The sequence below is a fragment of the Olleya sp. NP1-10 genome (genome assembly GCF_055804415.1).
The window spans coordinates 2,710,738-2,728,077 of record NZ_CM147840.1; the positions used below are offsets into that span (position 1 = coordinate 2,710,738).

At 30.2% G+C, this 17,340-nt stretch carries 19 protein-coding genes and 3 pseudogenes; 5 read left to right on the forward strand and 17 right to left on the reverse strand.

The annotated features are described in order from the left end of the window. Nucleotides 1-11: 11 nt before the first annotated feature. Genes AC0L4B_RS12670 through AC0L4B_RS12690 form a run of 5 tightly spaced genes read right to left on the reverse strand, consistent with a single transcriptional unit; the run spans nucleotide 12 to nucleotide 5,974 of the window. Nucleotides 12-1,496: a mannitol dehydrogenase family protein gene (locus AC0L4B_RS12670; RefSeq protein WP_473437246.1), complete on the reverse strand. Its 1,485-nt coding sequence runs from the start codon at nucleotides 1,494-1,496 to the stop codon at nucleotides 12-14. Nucleotides 1,497-1,510: 14 nt separating this feature from the next. Then, nucleotides 1,511-2,479: an ABC transporter permease gene (locus tag AC0L4B_RS12675; RefSeq protein ID WP_473437247.1), complete on the reverse strand. Its 969-nt coding sequence runs from the start codon at nucleotides 2,477-2,479 to the stop codon at nucleotides 1,511-1,513. 20 nt (nucleotides 2,480-2,499) lie between these two features. Beyond that, entirely contained in the window at nucleotides 2,500-4,023 is a 1,524-nt protein-coding gene (locus AC0L4B_RS12680; RefSeq protein ID WP_473437248.1) for a sugar ABC transporter ATP-binding protein, read from the reverse strand. Between the two features lie 15 nt (nucleotides 4,024-4,038). Beyond that, nucleotides 4,039-5,097, reverse strand: coding sequence for a substrate-binding domain-containing protein (locus AC0L4B_RS12685; protein ID WP_473437249.1), 1,059 nt, complete (start codon nucleotides 5,095-5,097; stop codon nucleotides 4,039-4,041). Between the two features lie 55 nt (nucleotides 5,098-5,152). Continuing rightward, nucleotides 5,153-5,974, reverse strand: coding sequence for a hypothetical protein (locus AC0L4B_RS12690; protein WP_473437250.1), 822 nt, complete (start codon nucleotides 5,972-5,974; stop codon nucleotides 5,153-5,155). Between the two features lie 250 nt (nucleotides 5,975-6,224). On the opposite strand from AC0L4B_RS12690, the gene AC0L4B_RS12695 reads away from it, so the two are divergent. Then, on the forward strand, nucleotides 6,225-6,956 hold the full coding sequence (locus AC0L4B_RS12695; RefSeq protein WP_473437251.1) for an NUDIX hydrolase: 732 nt from the start codon (nucleotides 6,225-6,227) through the stop codon (nucleotides 6,954-6,956). 66 nt (nucleotides 6,957-7,022) lie between these two features. On the opposite strand, the pseudogene AC0L4B_RS12700 reads toward AC0L4B_RS12695, so the two are convergent. Together AC0L4B_RS12700 and AC0L4B_RS12705 are read right to left on the reverse strand one after the other, a co-directional pair. Then, nucleotides 7,023-7,476, reverse strand: a pseudogene (locus AC0L4B_RS12700) (cold-shock protein). Between the two features lie 184 nt (nucleotides 7,477-7,660). After that, nucleotides 7,661-8,601, reverse strand: a pseudogene (locus tag AC0L4B_RS12705) (EamA family transporter). 92 nt (nucleotides 8,602-8,693) lie between these two features. Here AC0L4B_RS12705 and AC0L4B_RS12710 point away from each other — a divergent pair. Beyond that, entirely contained in the window at nucleotides 8,694-8,969 is a 276-nt protein-coding gene (locus AC0L4B_RS12710) for a DUF3817 domain-containing protein (RefSeq protein WP_028289775.1), read from the forward strand. 6 nt (nucleotides 8,970-8,975) lie between these two features. On the opposite strand, the gene AC0L4B_RS12715 is transcribed toward AC0L4B_RS12710, so the two are convergent. After that, complete coding sequence (locus AC0L4B_RS12715) at nucleotides 8,976-9,362, reverse strand: acyl-CoA thioesterase (RefSeq protein ID WP_473437252.1); 387 nt, start codon at nucleotides 9,360-9,362, stop codon at nucleotides 8,976-8,978. Nucleotides 9,363-9,480: 118 nt separating this feature from the next. Here AC0L4B_RS12715 and AC0L4B_RS12720 point away from each other — a divergent pair, with 118 nt between their 5' ends. Beyond that, complete coding sequence (locus tag AC0L4B_RS12720; protein WP_473437253.1) at nucleotides 9,481-9,897, forward strand: glyoxalase; 417 nt, start codon at nucleotides 9,481-9,483, stop codon at nucleotides 9,895-9,897. A gap of 69 nt (nucleotides 9,898-9,966) precedes the next feature. On the opposite strand, the gene AC0L4B_RS12725 is transcribed toward AC0L4B_RS12720, so the two are convergent. From AC0L4B_RS12725 to AC0L4B_RS12755, 7 genes are all read right to left on the reverse strand, one after another. After that, entirely contained in the window at nucleotides 9,967-10,638 is a 672-nt protein-coding gene (locus tag AC0L4B_RS12725; protein WP_473437254.1) for a DUF2461 domain-containing protein, read from the reverse strand. Between the two features lie 122 nt (nucleotides 10,639-10,760). Then, entirely contained in the window at nucleotides 10,761-10,901 is a 141-nt protein-coding gene (locus tag AC0L4B_RS12730; RefSeq protein WP_473437255.1) for a hypothetical protein, read from the reverse strand. A gap of 53 nt (nucleotides 10,902-10,954) precedes the next feature. After that, the gene (locus tag AC0L4B_RS12735) at nucleotides 10,955-11,164 is read right to left on the reverse strand and encodes a hypothetical protein (RefSeq protein WP_028289779.1); all 210 of its coding nucleotides are present in this window, start codon (nucleotides 11,162-11,164) and stop codon (nucleotides 10,955-10,957) included. Nucleotides 11,165-11,260: 96 nt separating this feature from the next. Continuing rightward, nucleotides 11,261-11,422, reverse strand: coding sequence for a DUF1328 domain-containing protein (locus AC0L4B_RS12740; RefSeq protein WP_028289780.1), 162 nt, complete (start codon nucleotides 11,420-11,422; stop codon nucleotides 11,261-11,263). A 51-nt stretch (nucleotides 11,423-11,473) separates the two neighbouring features. After that, entirely contained in the window at nucleotides 11,474-12,379 is a 906-nt protein-coding gene (locus AC0L4B_RS12745) for a mechanosensitive ion channel family protein (protein ID WP_473437256.1), read from the reverse strand. Nucleotides 12,380-12,424: 45 nt separating this feature from the next. Beyond that, complete coding sequence (locus tag AC0L4B_RS12750) at nucleotides 12,425-12,928, reverse strand: Dps family protein (RefSeq protein ID WP_473437257.1); 504 nt, start codon at nucleotides 12,926-12,928, stop codon at nucleotides 12,425-12,427. Between the two features lie 177 nt (nucleotides 12,929-13,105). After that, nucleotides 13,106-13,885: a tRNA pseudouridine synthase A gene (locus AC0L4B_RS12755; protein WP_473437258.1), complete on the reverse strand. Its 780-nt coding sequence runs from the start codon at nucleotides 13,883-13,885 to the stop codon at nucleotides 13,106-13,108. A gap of 92 nt (nucleotides 13,886-13,977) precedes the next feature. On the opposite strand from AC0L4B_RS12755, the gene AC0L4B_RS12760 reads away from it, so the two are divergent. Continuing rightward, entirely contained in the window at nucleotides 13,978-14,394 is a 417-nt protein-coding gene (locus AC0L4B_RS12760) for a hypothetical protein (protein ID WP_473437259.1), read from the forward strand. Nucleotides 14,395-14,463: 69 nt separating this feature from the next. Here AC0L4B_RS12760 and AC0L4B_RS12765 read toward each other — a convergent pair whose 3' ends face one another. Next, complete coding sequence (locus tag AC0L4B_RS12765; protein ID WP_473437260.1) at nucleotides 14,464-15,879, reverse strand: right-handed parallel beta-helix repeat-containing protein; 1,416 nt, start codon at nucleotides 15,877-15,879, stop codon at nucleotides 14,464-14,466. After that, a pseudogene (locus tag AC0L4B_RS12770) lies at nucleotides 15,876-16,099 on the reverse strand (phosphoribosyl-ATP pyrophosphatase); the annotation flags it as partial. The pseudogene AC0L4B_RS12770 and the gene AC0L4B_RS12765, both read right to left, overlap by 4 nt. 309 nt (nucleotides 16,100-16,408) lie before the next feature. Here AC0L4B_RS12770 and AC0L4B_RS12775 point away from each other — a divergent pair. Next, entirely contained in the window at nucleotides 16,409-17,284 is an 876-nt protein-coding gene (locus AC0L4B_RS12775) for a T9SS type A sorting domain-containing protein (protein ID WP_473437261.1), read from the forward strand. The last annotated feature ends 56 nt before the right edge of the window (nucleotides 17,285-17,340 follow it).

Sequence of the window (17,340 nt, forward strand, 5' to 3'; positions counted from 1 at the left end):
ACTGAATACTTTTAATAATAACTATTAATTTGTTTAACACAATGTTCTATACCATTGTTAGTGATGTCTTCATAAGCATTTATGTAAACCTCTGTAAACAATTGATTTTGTTTTAATGAACCAAAAACGGTTTCTAATTCTAAAAATGCTATAGGATTTTGTTTTGCTTCTTTTGCTTTTTCATGTAACTGAAGCTTTAAAACATCTTTAATATTTAAAGTGTCTCCTTTTTCGTTTGTACCCAAACTATAAATTGCCCAAGCAGCAGTTACAAATGCTGCTAGTTGTATACCACCATTATGCTGTAATTGAGATTGAATGGTTGGTAAAATAAAAATGGGATATTTTGCTGAAGTTTCTGAACAAATACGATCTATTTGATCTTTAATATTGATGTTTCCAAAGCGCTCTAACAACGACTGCTTATAGTCATCTAAATTAATTCCTTCTAAACCGCTTAGTGTTGGTGTAACTTCTTCATCCATATAATGCTTTAAAAACGCTCTTATATTTGGGTTGTTTACAGCTTCATCAATAGTGTTATAACCAATTAAATCACCTAAAATTCCTAATACCGAATGTCCTGCATTTAATAAACTTAATTTCATTTTTTCATAAGGCACAACATCGTTTACAAATTGTGCGCCTACAGTTTCCCAAGCAGGTCTTCCTGCTATAAAATTATCTTCAATAACCCATTGTTTAAAAGGCTCACAAACTACTGGCCAAGCATCATCAATACCAGAAGTTTCTTTTAAATGTGTAATATCTTCTATTGTAGTTACAGGTGTAATACGGTCTACCATAGCATTTGGAAAAGAAACATTCTCGTTAATCCAATCTGTTAAACTAGGTTCTGCTTTAGACACATAACTTAGCAACATGTTTTGTGTCATGTGACCATTACCTTGAATATTGTCACAAGACTGAATAGTGATTCCTTTTAAACCGCGTTCTTGCCTTAATTTTAAAGCTTGTGTTAGGTAACCAAATATGGTTTTTGGAGCGTTAGGATGTTCTAAATCGTGAATAATTAAAGGATTATTAAAATCGAATGTTTTAGTCGCTTCATTATAATTGTAACCACCTTCCGTAATTGTTAATGTGATAATTTTAACCTCTGGACTCGCCATTTTTTCAATGACTTTTAATGGATTTTCCGGAGCAAATAAATACTCAGTTATTGCACCTATTACACGTTTAGTATGTGTACCATCTAACTCTTTAACAATTAACGTATATAAGCCATCCTGCTCTTTTAGCGTATTGTAAATTTTGGTATCAAAATCTAATAAAGCCACACCACAAATTCCCCAATCTTTTACAGTTTCATCATGTAATAATTGGTCTGTATAAAAGGCTTCGTGTGCTCTATGAAATCCGCCAATACCTACATGTACAATACCTGTTTTAATTGCTTCTCTATTGTATGTTGGTACCGCAATTCTTTCTGATATTGCGGACAAATTTTTAGTATTTAATTTTAAGTTTTCCATTACAGAATATATATTTATTTGCTTTCGAATCTTTGTAATAATACTGCGAAAATGATGATTGCACCTTTAACCACTTGTTGCGGATACGAAGGCACATTTAATAAGTTTAAAATATTTCCTATTAATCCTAAAATAAGGACTCCCATTAAGGTATTTATTGCAGTTCCTTTTCCTCCATTTAAACTTGCACCACCAATAACTACAGCTGCAATAGCATCTAACTCCCAAGCCATTCCCATATTTGGAGACCCTAAGTTGGTTCTAGAAGCCACAATTATAGCAGCAGTTGCCGCTAAAGCTCCAGAAATAGCATAGACTAGAAATTTGTATTTATTGACTTTAATTCCCGATAAACGAGAGGCTTCTTCATTACTACCAATAGCGATAATTAATCGTCCAAAAACGTTGTAACGTAACATAACCATAGTACAGATAACGATAACAAAAAATACGATTGCAATGTTTGGAATCCCTAAAGTAGAATTGTTTGCAAAGTTAGACATGTACTGTCCACCAACCGTTGTAAAGGTTACTGGAGATCCTTTTGAGTATATAAAACTTAAACCTCTTGCAACTGTCATTAAAGCTAGCGTAGCAACAAAAGGTGCCATTTTTTGATAGGCAACCAAATATCCTGAAATACTCCCTAATCCAAAACCAATAACTATGGTCATTAAAATAGCCAATGGTAGTGCAAAAATATTGACCAAAATGGCAAATGCGACAGCTAGCAAAGCAACCATTGAACCAACAGACAAATCAATACCACCAGTTAATATAACTATGAGCATACCGATACTAATAATACCAATACCAGATACTTGTTTTAATAAATTTGAAAGGTTTACAGAAGTAAAAAACACATCTGAAATTAGTGCTGAAAAAATCACTAATAATATAAAAATGAATATAGTATTATACTTTACTAAAAACTTAAGTATACCGCCTGGTGTACTAAATTGTTGTTTTAATGTTAAAGCCATAACGTAAATATTTAATTAGTTTAGTTTAATTGTTTTAATGGTTCTCCAATAGAGTAACGTAAAATGTTTTCTTCTGAAAATTGTTCTTTTTGTAATTCGCCATAAATAGTCCCTTCATGCATTACAAGAATACGGTCTGCAATGCCCATAATTTCTGGCATATCTGAAGATATTACAACAACACCAACGCCTTTTTTAGCAACTTCATTAATAAGGTTATAGATTTCTATTTTTGCACCTACATCTACTCCTCTAGTTGGTTCATCAATAAAAATGACTTTACTATCAATACTCAACCATTTTGCTAATGCTACTTTTTGTTGATTACCACCACTAAGGTTTTTTACATTAACCTCAGAATTTGGCGTTTTGATATTAAGTTTTTCAATTAAACCCAATACCTTTTTATATTCGTTTTCTACGTTTATAAAGCCTAGTTTACTAGAAATTGATTTAAAACTAGTGACACTAATATTTCTTCGAATAGACAATGGTAAAAACACACCTTCCTCTTTTCTATCTTCAGATACAAATCCAATTTGATAACCAGCTGCATCTACAGGAGAATTGGTTTTAATCACTTTTCCTTCTAAAATTAAAGTCCCAGATTTCTTTTTATCTGCTCCAAAAATTAATTTTGCAGTTTCTGTTCTTCCGCTTCCACCTAAACCAGCAATACCAAGAACTTCACCAGGTTTTACATTAAAAGACACATTTTTAACCATGGTCTCTTTTGCTGTTAAATTTTTAACTTGAAAGATTGGCACCTCTCCTATTTTAATATCTCTTTTTGGATATAAATCTTTAAGTTCACGACCAATCATTAAGTGAATAACACCATCTTTATCGGTTTCTGATATTGGCATACTACCAGTGTCTACACCATCTCTAAGTACTGTAACGGTATCTGCTATTTTGAAAATTTCATCTAAATGATGGGATATGTATATAATAGAAATACCTTGTTCTTTTAATCTGAAAAGAATTTGAAACAACTTTTTTACATCCTTGGGATCGAAGACTGTTGTAGGCTCATCTAAAACCAAAATTTTCGTGTCTTCTGAAATAGCTTTAGCAATTTCAACCACTTGTTTTTGAACAATACTTAGGTCTTTTACTTTTGCTGAAGCATCGATTTTAAAGTCTAAAGAATCTAATAATTCTTGCGCATCATGAATTAAACCTTTCCAGTTCATCCAAGATTTACTAGCTCCTAATTTGTGTAAATAAATATTTTCAGCAACCGATAAATCATTCACTAAAGACAATTCTTGATACACTACATTAATACCTAAAACCTGACCTTCATGCGTGTTTTTTGGTTTAATTTCTTGACCATCTAAAACCACTGTACCAGCATCTTTTTGATGTACACCACTTAATATTTTAATTAAAGTAGATTTACCAGCTCCATTTTCACCTAATAAAGCATGAATTTCTCCAGACTTTACTTTTAAGTTTACATCTTTAAGTACAGAAACAACACCAAAACTTTTGGAAATTCCTGACATTTCTAAACGATAATCGTTTGTTGAATTTTTCATATCCATAAGTTTTAATTAGAAAATTGCATTTGGATTGTAATACTTAGCAGCATTCTCTTTGGTAATTAGTAAAGGTGCTGTGTAAGATTTTTTATCAAAATCTGTTTTACCATTCATATATTCTACAGCATATTGTACTGCATTTTTACCAATTTGCACAGGACTATTCATTGCAGTACAACCGTAAAAATCGGTTTCCATGATATATTTTATGGCTTCTTTTTGTCCATCTGCTCCAGCAACAATTAAAATATCGTCGGTTTTACCAGCTTGTGCAATCGCTTTAATTGCACCTAAAACACAAACATCTGATTCTGTAATAACTACATTAACATCAGGATGTGCTACTAAAATATCTTCCATAGCTTTAAGTCCGCCAGCATAAGACCACTCGGTATAGGCTTGTGTTTTTACATTAAGGTTTATTTTTCCTTGTGTACGTAATTGCTCTTCTGTAATACCTTGTAATAATCCTTGTTTACGCGTACGACCCACTGGGTTTCCTGCGTTACCACTTAATAAAGCGATGTTCATTGGTTTGTTTCCAAACTTTTTAGCTAACCACTCGCCTGCTAACTCACCATTAGCTAAGTTGTTAGATTGTATTGTAGTTACAAATTCTGCCTCTGGACTAATAGAACTATCAATAATAAAAACAGGTATGCCTGCAGCTTTAGCAATTTTTGTGACACCAACTAAAGCATCTGGATCTTTAGGATTAAGTAATAAAGCATCCACACCCTTTGTAATTAAATCTTCTACAGCAGCTATTTGTTTATTTATATCATCTTGACCATCTGCAGATAAAAATTGCATTCCATTTTTTTCTGTGGTGGATTTTATACTTTGCCATAACGCTTGATAATATGGTGCATTTAACGAAGGTGAACAATACCCGATTTTTTTACCAGCTAAATCGATTTCGCTTTTAAAAACATCACCAATGTCTTCGGAAGAATTAGACGATGTATCTGCATCATTTAATTGCTCTGCACAACCAGAGAACATTAATACAATTACAACCATTGACAATGTCAATTTTAAAGTATTGACTATAGTAGTTTTAGTTTTCATAATTAGTTTGTTTATGATTTTAATACAATGAAAGTTAAGGGATTATATTTAGCTATTAAAATAAAGTAAGGTCTAATTGGATAACCGTTTTCTCTTGCTCTGGATTCCACATTAAAGTTACATCCACAGGTACTTTATGTTTATAAACTTCTAGTTGTTTATTAAAAGTAGCACCTACGTTAATAATGTTTCCAGAACCTTCAGTATAAAATGTTTTATCTGTAATAAAAGACCAAGCTCCTCCTGCGAATAGAGATAAACTAGAATTTTCATTCTGCCAAACTTTACTACTAACCTCAAAATAATGTGTCCAAGAATCTTCTAAGTCTCCATTGTCTTGTACTTCGTAATCACCCGAACCACCATTTATAATTGTTGCAAAATATAATAAGGTGTTTGGTGTTACATTATAGCCAAAATTTAAATCTACAAAGTTGTAACCTTGTGTTTTATCATAACTCCAGTAACTTAATTTATCTCCTCTTTCTTCAACACCTGTATAGTTATTATGTGTTACCGCTTCAATAAAGAATTTATCTGAAAAACGGTATTTTGTATAAATCGAAACTTCTTTATAATAAGCACTTTCGTTTTCTCCTGTAACAATATTATCTACATCTACGGTAGAGAAACTTGCTCCTCCCCAAAAACCAAATGTGAATTTTTTATTTTTTGAATTATATTCCAAGCTACTCGCTATCATTGCTCCTGGATGCACAACAAATCCATGCCAAGTATGCATGTTTTTTAAATGTGCACTAATACTAAAAGGAGAATACTCTTCTCTTTCTTCTTCTTCTTGAGCCCAGACTATATTTAAAGTAAAACAGGCTAAAAGACATAAAACGATTGTAATTGTTTTTGATTTTTGATTCATAATTAAAATAGTTTTAGTTGGTTATTTTATAAACGTCATATTTACGTTTGTTTTTCAAATGTATTATAAAAAACTTTACAAAACCTAATAAAACACAAAAAAAGTATGTTAAATTAACATTTATGTATGCTATATTGACTATATAATGTCTAAAATTCAAATAAAAAGTATTATTATTGCTAATGTAAATTTGACGTTTAATTGTGATATTAGATAAATTTATTATTACTTATTTGAAGCTGAGATAATTATGAAGCCTGAAAAAATATTAAACATATCTGTAGATTGTGTTGTATTTGGTTATGACACTACTACTAAATCTTTAAACGTTTTAATGATTAAGCGTTACCTAAAAGATAAACAAAAAATTTTAGTTGATGACTATGTATTAACTGGTTATCATGTATATACGCATGAAAACTTGGATGATACAGCTACTAGAGTATTAAAAGAATTAACTGGATTAACAAATCAATATAAAAAACAATTTAAGGTATTTGGAGACCCTAACCGTTTGTCAAATGAAAAGGATTTAATTTGGATTAAAAATGAAGCGTTTAATTTAAGAACCATTACCGTTGCCTATTATTTTTTACTAAAAACTGAAGATGTAGATTTAAGTAAAAATACCAATAATGCGGAATGGTTTCCGGTAAACGAATTGCCTGAAGTTGGATTTGATCATGAAAAAATTATCATGGAAGCTTATAATGATTTAAAAGAGAAGTGTCTGTCAGAGCCTATTATATTCAAACTTTTACCTGATAAATTTACTATTAATGAAGTTCAGGATTTATACCAATCTATATTAGGTATTGAAATTGACAACAGAAATTTTAGACGTAAATTAATTAATAAAAAATACATTATTGCTTTAGATGAAAAACAAGTAGGTGTATCCAAAAAACCTGCGCAATTATATATGTTTAGTAAGGATATTTATGATAAAGTTTTTAAGAAAAACTATTTAATAAATATATAAATAATAAAAAACCCATTAAGATTGATTCTTAATGGGTTTTTTATATGTGCTAAATCTAGCTAATTATTAGATTTTCTTCACTTTTACAGCATTCATACCTTTCATACCTTTTTCAAGTTCAAAAGATACTTTGTCATTTTCAGCAATTTGATCTATTAAACCACTGACGTGACAAAAATACTTTTCGTTATTTTCTGTGTCAATAATAAATCCAAAACCTTTAGAGGTATCAAAAAATGATACTTTCCCTTTTCTTACTGGATCTTCTTCTTCTCCTTCAACTTTTTTAGGAACTCCTAAAACAATTTCTTCTGCATCTATCTTTTCTCTCATCTCTGGATCTGGTGGAGTATCTACCAAATTACCATTAAAGTCTACATATGCAAACTGGATACCATCAGAACCTCCATTAGCCTCTTTTTCGGCTTTACGAGCTTCCATCTTCTTACGCTTATCTTCTCTTTTCTTTAAGCGTTTTTTCTTTTTCACTTTTATTAAATGTTTGTTGCGATTTTGCCATTAGCGTTTTTAAATGTGTGTATTAAAATGAATTCATAAAGGCAGAAAGTAATAAAAAGCTATGTTCTGCTTAACAATTTTAACGTCGTAGAAAGCGACTGTTACAAATGGTTTACCTGCTTTTATGAGTTACAAAGATACTAACTTTTTAATTAATTGTATGTTAAGTCTTTAAGCTATTTAGACTATTTTTTTAAATTTTGTAGCTTTTTACGTTTAAATCTAGAGAAAATAATGATTTTTTTCTTAGAATTTATAAAATATACTCCTGTTAATAAAACCAAAGCAGCAACCATAGATTGCTTTGTAATTTGCTCGTCCAAGACATACCATCCCAAAAATAAAGCAATTACTGGATTAACGTAAGCAGAGGTCGACACCTTTTCTGTTGAGACCTCTTTTAGTAAATAATTAAATGCTGTAAAAGCCACTATACCACCAAAAACAATTAATAACAGCATGGCTCCTTGTGCGTTTAAACTCCATTCTAAAGGTGATTTCCAAACTTCTTTAACTGTTAAACTAAAGATGACTAAAAATAAACTAGCAAAAACCATTTGATAACCAGTAGCTACAAAAAAGTTTTTTGGTAAATCTGCTTTGGACACAAAAATACTACCATAACTCCAGCTTAAAACGCAAGTAAAAATAACGACTATACCTATAATACCCTTTTGGTCTAATTGTAATGTATCTTGGCTTACCAACAAATACATCCCAATAACACCCAAAACAACACCAATAATAGATTTTGTTTGAATTTTAGAGCCTTGTAAAATACGCATTAAAAAAATAACAAATAACGGTTGTGTTGCTGCTATTAGCGCTGCAAAACCGCTATCAACGTATTTTAAAGCCCATACAAAAACACCGTTACCATACACTAAAAATAAAAATCCAGCGAAAGCCGAATTTTTTAATTGTACTGTACTTGCTTTAAGAGATATTTTTAGAATTTTTGCAATACCAAAAATTAAAATCCCTGCGCAAAAAAACGGATGGATGCCAAAAATAATGGTGACACCTCTGATACCACAACCTTATTAAGTAAATACGTTGATCCCCAAATACAGTAAATAGAGAAAAATGCCAGTATAATTAGTATAGATTTTCTTGTAGTATCCATAACGTTAATTTTAAACGAATTTAGTGATAAATCACTTGATAAAACCTAAAAAAAGAAAACTATAAATTATCTTTGCGCAAAAGTTAATTATTATGCTAAATACATTTAGAATTGTAGCTTTATTAGAAGGTTTATCTTATCTATTTTTAATGGCTGCTGCTATATATAAACGATTACCAGGAGGAGATGATTATTACGTCAGACTTCTTGGTATGCCACATGGATTACTGTTTGTAGCCTATATCGCATTAGCATTTTTAATTAAACCTGAACAAAAATGGTCTAATAAAGTATTTGGAATAGTATTATTAGCTTCTATCCTACCGTTTGGGACCTTTTATGTAGATAAAAAATATCTAAAATCTTAATACTAATTATTTTAGGCGGTCTTTAACAAACTCTATTTTAGTTTTTCCGTGTGGTTTAGGATTACCATCTTGATCTAAATTTACCATAATAATATTTTCTACAGTAATAATAGTTTCGCGTGTACGCATGTTTCGTACTTCACAATTTAAAGTAATCGAGCTACGTCCAAATTTTTGTACTTCCATACCAATTTCGACAATATCACCTTCTACAGCTTTAGCCATAAAGTTAATTTCGCTCATATATTTTGTAACCACTTTATTGTTTTCCAATTGTATAATGGTATACAAAGCAGCTTCTTCATCTATCCATGCTAATAACTGACCTCCAAACAGTGTTCCATTTGGATTTAAATCTTCGGGTTTAACCCATTTTCTTGTGTGAAATCTCATATTAAATCTTTACCTCAAAGATAAATAATCTTAATTGTTAACAACACAGTTAAAAACTATATTTATTGATACTACTATTAATCTTTATTATCGATATTTTTAATAAAATTTAATAATTATGACTACAAGAGACACACAACTATTAGCCATTAGACCAATTATTAAAAGCATAATCATTAGTCCAGACATGAGTGATGATGAGCGTTTCCAGAACACCACATTACGTCCAATAATTAAACTTCAAAACGATTTGTTTATAGCAGTTTTTAGAAATCACATCGCTAAACATAAAAATGTATTTTACCAGTTAACTATTGAAAAAAGAATGACTTACATTGAAAACGCTATACACAAAGACATCAAGTTTAGAAATAGTTTGAAAGGAATGATTATTGGTCAATTTACCATAGATGAATATCAAACATATATACTAAATTCGTCCGCTTTAAATAAGCGAATGATGAATATTGTTAAACAACGTTTACAAAGTAATATTCAACTATTTGAAAAACCAAAAAACTTAAAGGCTGTTTAGCTTGAACAATGATAATAAGACAACAACTTTAGAAAGGTTACAATCAACAGATCCCATTACTAATGTTGTTTAATCTGTTATTAAAGATTCTCCATTTAAGTCTGTGGTTAAAACATCACTCATATAATCAAAAAATGGTCTGATGGTTTTAAAATCATCACTGACTTGTTTTGCAAAATCTGGTGCAGTAATCTCTGCATCAGAATATTGCTTAGTAAAAATGAATTGTTTTTTCCTTATTAAATCAATAGCTGGATGATTTTTATCAAAATCTCTTGGAGCTGTTTTTAACTCTTCACCTTGTAAATTTCCCCAAACCTGTTGTAAAGACTTTTCATTGATAATATCTCTAACCTCTTGATCATCCATTTCAAATTCTTTTCTAATACGTAGTAAATCGTCTTTTTCTGGATTCCAAAATCCCACAGCTATAAAATTGTTACCTGGTTCTATTTGCATATAATATCCACCACGTAATCTAGGTTTAACACGATGAAAAGCTGCGCCAAAGTTATTTTTGTATGGTAATTTATTTTTAGAAAATCTTACATCTCTGTAAATTCTGAATATTTTGAGTTTTTCAAATTCGTCATGAGATTGCAAATTAGTGTAAACCTCATTAAATAAAGTTTTGACCACTTTTAAAGCTTTATCGTATTCTGGCTTTTGGTCTGCAAACCAATCACGATTATTATTAGATTTTAATTTATTAAGAAAATTTAAAGCTATTTTAATGCTCATAACCTGTTTTAGTTTTATTTGTAAAAATACAAAAGCCTCAAATAAATTGAGGCTTTTGTTACTGTTAATCTAACATATAATTTATATATGATAGTTATTTTTTCTTTTCACAACAATGTGATTTAATCTACTGCATCTTCAACGTCATCTGCTACATCTTCTACAGCATCTTCTACTTTTTCTCCTGTTGTTTCTTCTCTACAACCTGTTAATATTACAGATAAAGAGAATAATAAAATAAAGGTATATGCTAATTTTTTCATAGTTTGTATTTTTGGTGTGGTTAATATTTTGGTTGATTTTTTAAATGAAGAAATTAATCCTCAATATCATCTACAGTATCATCAATGTTGTCTTCAACATCGTCCATAGCGTCTTCAACTTCGTCTGAAGCATCTTCTAGTCCATCTTCAACGTCATCAATAGCCTCTTCGACTGTTTCTTCTGTTGATTTTTCTTCTCTACATCCTGTAACCACTAGTGACAGTGAAAATAGAATTAGAAAAGTGTATAATAACTTTTTCATTGTTTTTGGTTTTTAAGGTTTAATAAAAGCTAATCAGTCGACTTATTTTTGCTTCTAAACTATATAGGATGACTGATTAGTTTTACTGTATTGATTTTATGATTTTACTGCTCCTTTAATTAATGATAGTACAAATAATACTATAAAAATGAAGAATAAAATTTTAGCAATTCCTGCAGATGCTCCTGCAATTCCGCCAAATCCTAAGACTCCTGCGATTAGTGCTATAATAATAAATGTGATTGTCCAACGTAACATAATTTTTTTGGTTTTAAATGATTAATATTAGTAACTAAAAGTACTTTACTATTAGTTATTTGAGAATGATTTCTCGACTTCCTGAGGTGCATCAAAAGATAATTTGTTATCAAATTGAAGCGTCCTAATAGGAAAGGGTATGTTTATATTTTCTTTGTCATAAGCTTTTTTAATCTCGATTATGGCTTTACTTTTAGATCTCATTTTTTCAAGAGCATTTTCAGCATCAATCCAAAATCTACATAAGTAATTAATCGAGCTTCCACCATACTCGGTAAAGTAAAACTCTACATCATCGGGTGAATCTATTTGATCAAATGTGTTGCAAATAGTTTGTTTTGTTAATTGTTCTACATGGTCTAAATCTGACTCGTATCCTACTCCACACTCCAAGAAAACTCTCATTTTAGTGGTTAATGTGTAATTTTTCAAAGGATTTTCTAAAATCATTTTATTAGGTATAACAACCATGTTATTATCAGCTTCTTTTATGGTAAAATCTTTTAAGTTAATGTCTATAACTTCTCCGGAAAACCCATTGGTTTCTACCCAATGTCCAATTTGAATCTTTTTCCTGAAGGATAAAACAATACCAGCAAAAGTGTTAGATAAAGTCCCTTGCAAGGCTAAACCAATTGCTAAACCTGCAACACCTGCACCAGCTAATAAAGAGGTTAATGTTTTACTTAAGTTTAAAATTCCTAAAGCTAAAAATAGTCCTGCAAGCACTACTACTACAGAGGACAAACGTCCAATCATGTTTGTAATAGAGTTTTGATGTACGCGTCTTGCTACTAATTTTGTAACGTATTTATTAACGTATTTTGCAATAAAATAAGAGACAAAAAGGACTACAATTGCAAGTAATAAATTTGGTATGTTAGATATTATGGCATTTAACCAACCTTCTAGCTTGTCTACTAACAAACTATAGGCTTCTGATAATTGATTTTTCATAGTAATTGGTATTATTCGTTAATATTTAAGTAAAACTTAAAAGTATTAACTACTTGTTACCACTTTATTAAGTTGATCTGATGTAGCTTTTGACCAAGCATTTAACATCCAACTAGATTTTTCTAACTCTCTGATGTAAGCTCCTATTAAGTCAATAGTACCTTCGTCTCCAGCATCTTCAGACTTACTTAAGACTTGTGTCATTTGAGATAACATTGTTTTGTGATCGTTTAACAACTCATCAATCATTTCTTGATCTGTAATCATGCTAGAAGCTTCAGATAAAGATGATAATTTTAAATAGTCGCTAAATTTACTAACTGGGTGATGTCTTAAAGTTAGAATACGTTCTGCTATTTCATCTACTTTTACTTTAGCCTCATTGTACATGTTTTCAAACTTTTCGTGTAAGTCAAAAAAGTTTTTTCCTAACACGTTCCAGTGAAAGCTTCTTAGTTTTTGATAATATATATTGTAATCTGCTAATAAGGTATTTAACTCTATAACTACAGGTAATAGTTTTTCATCTTGCATATTCAAATAATTCATGTGTTCTGTTTTTTTAGGTTGTTAATTATCTCTGGTACAAAGATGCAACACGAATACAGTTTACATGTTATATTATTTTTTTAGAATGTTATAGAATTACAACAAATAGGCATAAAACAGGGTGTTTTCTTAATAAATTAGTGTTAAAATGAAGAAAAACGAGTAGTTTTTGGTTTTTTACTCAAATTGAATACTGTTTAAAATCAGTCCAGAAGCTGGCGCAACGTAATACACCTCTCCTGTAAAATCTGGTTTTAAACTAGCTTCTATATCTTGTAAAGTACGTTTACCTTGCCCTAAATGTATTAAAGCTCCCATCATCAATCGTATTTGGTTTCGCATAAAACCCTTCCCTTTTACACGTAATATGTAACTTTTCTCAGGAAAAAAACTAGCAGTATAAATGGTATTCTCTACAATTTCGCATTTTAATATGGTACGATTATAGATCCCATTATCTGTTGGCTTGTAACAATATTTTTTCAAATAATGCTCACCTTCAAATAACTTTGCTCCTTCTTTCATTAATTCTATATCCAAAGGATCTAGTATAGTCGTTAAAATTGGAGCGCAAAATGGATGAAACTTATCTCCAAAAGCAAACATATATAAGTATTCTTTTACTTTAGAGTGTTGTATAATATTAAACTTGCTATCTACCTCGCGTATTTGTAAGGCTCTGATGTCTTGTGGTAAATTGGTGTTAAATAGTGCTAAAAAAGCTTCAGCGTCTTCAATAGGTTCTTCTAAAAAAAGTTCAAAAGCTGCACTTTCTGCACTAACCATAGCATCTGTACGACCTGAAGTTAACGTTTTAAATTTCTTTTTTTCTAAAATGAAGTTTAATGTCCTATCAATCATTAAATGCAACGTCTTTAAGTTTGGTTGTTTTTGCCAACCATGAAACCTGTATCCTAAATACTGTACGCTTATCACGTAAAAAAACTTTTTCTGCATATCTAATTTTGAATGCCGAAAATACTGCTTTACGCCACATATCGCAAAAATTTTATACCTTGAAACACTTTAACTAACTAAAAACTTAAATTATGACTAACGTAACCACTCAAAAACCACCAATGTGGTTTTTAGTTATTAGTATTATTGCTTTAATATGGAATGCATTAGGTGTTATGGCCTACCTAGGACAAACTTTAATGACAGATGAGATGATTGCACAATTACCTAAAACAGAACAAGACATGTATGCTAATTTACCTTCTTGGTACCTTGGTGCATTTGCTATAGCTGTATTTGCTGGAACTATTGGTAGTTTAGCTCTTGTATTAAAAAAGAAATGGGCATTTAATGTACTATTAATATCATTAGTAGCAGCAATAATACAAATGTGTTATTTAGCTTTTGTACTAAAAATGGCTAATGCAATGACACCAATGATAATTTTAGTTGGTATAGGCTTAGTGTGGTTATCAGATCATGCTACAAAAAAAGGATGGCTATCTTAATATTATAACTCACAAAAAAAACATCAGCATTTAACTGATGTTTTTTTATTCATAAATTAACTAAACATTTTAATTAATCCAACATCCATCCCATGGAGTGTTTTCTTCTAAAGGTATATCAAATGGTTCTTGGTTATAAATGTTACCTGAAGCACTACCACTAACTTCTAAAAAACGATAAGCCCAACATTGACTTGGGTGTTCAACTGTATTATTTGTTAATGTAAGATTAGTCATCTCTTTAAAAGCTAAGTGACCATTATCCATAAAGTTATTTGATATTTCTAGATCAGCACCTTTATACATGTACATTCCACAATTATTTAAAGTATTGTCATATATATATGTTGTCGATGGATTAGTTTTAGGGTTATCATTAGAGTACATAATAATACCATTCCAGTTATTAACAGATACTGTACGCATGGTTATACTATTATTTCTAATAGTCCAATCTGCATTTTTCCAATATACTATTGGTCCATCAATATATTGACTATCTTCACCTTGTAATAAAATATTATCTTCAAGTAAAACATTTTTACCATCCGTATTTACAATATCTCCACCTCTATTATTATGAAAATAATTATTTCTGATTGTAATATTTTCATTTAATCGTCCTGCACCTTCTAAATCAATTCCAAATTGTGGAGCAACACCATTTGTATGATGAATTTCATTGTTTTCTATCAAAACTTCAGCACTTCCAACAAGCGAAATACCTTGACGTCTATTATCTGAAAAATTATTTCTTCTAATGTCAATATTCTTTAATAATTGTTGATCAGCATCACTTGGACTACCAACTAATAAAATTCCGTCACCATTAGCTTTACCTAAGGTTACATTTTCAATGGTAACATATTCACTTTCATCTTCTATACAAATTAAATGTCCTTCATCGTGTGCTATTGCATCATCACTGATTCTTGGAGTATATTCATGATTATCTCTATCTCCTAGAATGGTTCCTCCAGAAATCACAACATGAGATTTACCACGTATAGCAATAGCACAATAATTCCATTTATTATTTGGAGCCATTTCAATTATAGCATTTTGATCTAATAACAACGCCATATTACTATCTAATACTATTCCTGCTTGATAAATATCATTACCATATTTACCTATTAGATAATGCCCTGCAGGCAAACAAACTTCACCATAACCTTGTGTTATAGCCCAATCTATAGCAGCTTGAATATTATCTGTTGTTTTAACTGGTTCTGTTCTATTATTTGGTATGTCCCAAGTTTGAAGATCAATACAATATCGCTGAGAATTGATTTGACTATAAGGCATGACATCTACTGGTGCCATAACTCCGTTAAATGGATTTGGATTATCAGGGTCTGTTGGGCTTAAAGGTGCTACAACCGTAGCTGTTTGGTCATCATCCATATCATCAAAACAAGATGTTAAAGATAAAGCCAAACTTAAAGCTAGGAAGTAATTTCTAAAATTGATTTGGTTGATCATTTTTTTAGTTTAATTATATACGTACAAAACCAAAAAAAGACTTTATTTTTTTCACGTCCTTTTAATACGTCTACAAGATCGTTAATTTTAAAGCCCTTAGCTTGTAATAACATTAAGTAGTTAAACAGTAATCTGTGCTTTCATTTAAAAACAAATCGTCATTATCTTCTTTTGCTTCAATATGCTCTTCTACTGCTTCTTCTCTAAATTTTTGAGCCAATATTTATTGATGCTTTTCCATTAGGCTAAATTAATTAACAGTAAAAACGATTCCTAAGTATTCCATAATCAGTAAAAAAAACAGCACTATTCTGATATACATGTCTAATGAAACTAAAAACAAATATTAAATTGAAAAAAATGAGGAGTTGAAATCATCTATATATTGACTATTATTAAAAATTTTGATTTTAAATTTATAATTGATAAAAATACCTTCTTCAACTCCAAATATGGAGTATATAATTTTTTCGCTTTAAATCATTCAATACATTTGAAAAACCATTTTTTTAACCAAAAACATATCATTATGACTAAAAAATTACAATTTTTATTAATTTTTATCACATTTACATCGCTTAACATAATAAATGCTCAAAACGCACTATTAGAAGAAGATTTTTCAGCAGCTACTGGTGTTGGAAATAGTTTTTCTTTAGCAGGTTGGAATCAATTGAGAGACAATAATACTTCTTCTGATGATGGCTGGTCGGCAGACAATGGTGGAGCTTGGATTGTAGATGGCTATAATAATAATGGAACTACAGGCGCTATGAGAATTAATATGACAAATAATGCAAAACGGGATTTCTTATTGGCTCCTTTAGTAGATTTATCAGCTACAACTGGTACAGTTACCGTGTCTTGGGATATGTCTTATAGACAAAATAATAGCGAAACTTTATATCAAGACATGAATGCTGGAGATAGAATTAAATTACTTATATCTTTAGATCAAGGAACTACCTTTACCGAATTAATATCATTTAGTAATGCTAATCCTATTGCAACCGAAGGCGAAACAATATCGGTAGAGTTAACTGATCCTTCTTATTTTATAAATAATGTACAATTTGCTTTGTATGCTTTTGAAGGCCCTCTTACAGCTCTGGCTACAAATGTATTTATAGATAATTTTAAGATAGAAGAAACAACAACTTTATCTACAATAGACTTCTCTAATCCTGCTACGATGGAACTATATCCAAATCCTACAAAAGATAATATATATGTAAAAGGCATAGAACTATCTAGTGTACAAATATATACGATATTAGGAGTGAAAATCCCTGTTAATTATACTGAATCAACTATTTACACATCATCATTAACCTCTGGTATTTATATTGTTAAATTAACAGATAAAAAGGGTAATAATGAAACTCGAAAGTTTATAAAAAAATAACACTTATTTAAATAAGTATCACTGTTATAAAAGCAGTTATTTCTTTATTGGAATAA

What these genes read in the sequence shown, in the direction of transcription:
- AC0L4B_RS12670 (WP_473437246.1), bottom strand. Translation starts at nt 1,496, where the DNA reads ATGGAAAACTTAAAATTAAATACTAAAAATTTGTCCGCAATATCAGAA.
- AC0L4B_RS12675 (WP_473437247.1), bottom strand. Translation starts at nt 2,479, where the DNA reads ATGGCTTTAACATTAAAACAACAATTTAGTACACCAGGCGGTATACTT.
- AC0L4B_RS12680 (WP_473437248.1), bottom strand. Translation starts at nt 4,023, where the DNA reads ATGAAAAATTCAACAAACGATTATCGTTTAGAAATGTCAGGAATTTCC.
- AC0L4B_RS12685 (WP_473437249.1), bottom strand. Translation starts at nt 5,097, where the DNA reads ATGAAAACTAAAACTACTATAGTCAATACTTTAAAATTGACATTGTCA.
- AC0L4B_RS12690 (WP_473437250.1), bottom strand. Translation starts at nt 5,974, where the DNA reads ATGAATCAAAAATCAAAAACAATTACAATCGTTTTATGTCTTTTAGCC.
- AC0L4B_RS12695 (WP_473437251.1), top strand. Translation starts at nt 6,225, where the DNA reads ATGAAGCCTGAAAAAATATTAAACATATCTGTAGATTGTGTTGTATTT.
- AC0L4B_RS12710 (WP_028289775.1), top strand. Translation starts at nt 8,694, where the DNA reads ATGCTAAATACATTTAGAATTGTAGCTTTATTAGAAGGTTTATCTTAT.
- AC0L4B_RS12715 (WP_473437252.1), bottom strand. Translation starts at nt 9,362, where the DNA reads ATGAGATTTCACACAAGAAAATGGGTTAAACCCGAAGATTTAAATCCA.
- AC0L4B_RS12720 (WP_473437253.1), top strand. Translation starts at nt 9,481, where the DNA reads ATGACTACAAGAGACACACAACTATTAGCCATTAGACCAATTATTAAA.
- AC0L4B_RS12725 (WP_473437254.1), bottom strand. Translation starts at nt 10,638, where the DNA reads ATGAGCATTAAAATAGCTTTAAATTTTCTTAATAAATTAAAATCTAAT.
- AC0L4B_RS12730 (WP_473437255.1), bottom strand. Translation starts at nt 10,901, where the DNA reads ATGAAAAAATTAGCATATACCTTTATTTTATTATTCTCTTTATCTGTA.
- AC0L4B_RS12735 (WP_028289779.1), bottom strand. Translation starts at nt 11,164, where the DNA reads ATGAAAAAGTTATTATACACTTTTCTAATTCTATTTTCACTGTCACTA.
- AC0L4B_RS12740 (WP_028289780.1), bottom strand. Translation starts at nt 11,422, where the DNA reads ATGTTACGTTGGACAATCACATTTATTATTATAGCACTAATCGCAGGA.
- AC0L4B_RS12745 (WP_473437256.1), bottom strand. Translation starts at nt 12,379, where the DNA reads ATGAAAAATCAATTATCAGAAGCCTATAGTTTGTTAGTAGACAAGCTA.
- AC0L4B_RS12750 (WP_473437257.1), bottom strand. Translation starts at nt 12,928, where the DNA reads ATGAATTATTTGAATATGCAAGATGAAAAACTATTACCTGTAGTTATA.
- AC0L4B_RS12755 (WP_473437258.1), bottom strand. Translation starts at nt 13,885, where the DNA reads ATGCAGAAAAAGTTTTTTTACGTGATAAGCGTACAGTATTTAGGATAC.
- AC0L4B_RS12760 (WP_473437259.1), top strand. Translation starts at nt 13,978, where the DNA reads ATGACTAACGTAACCACTCAAAAACCACCAATGTGGTTTTTAGTTATT.
- AC0L4B_RS12765 (WP_473437260.1), bottom strand. Translation starts at nt 15,879, where the DNA reads ATGATCAACCAAATCAATTTTAGAAATTACTTCCTAGCTTTAAGTTTG.
- AC0L4B_RS12775 (WP_473437261.1), top strand. Translation starts at nt 16,409, where the DNA reads ATGACTAAAAAATTACAATTTTTATTAATTTTTATCACATTTACATCG.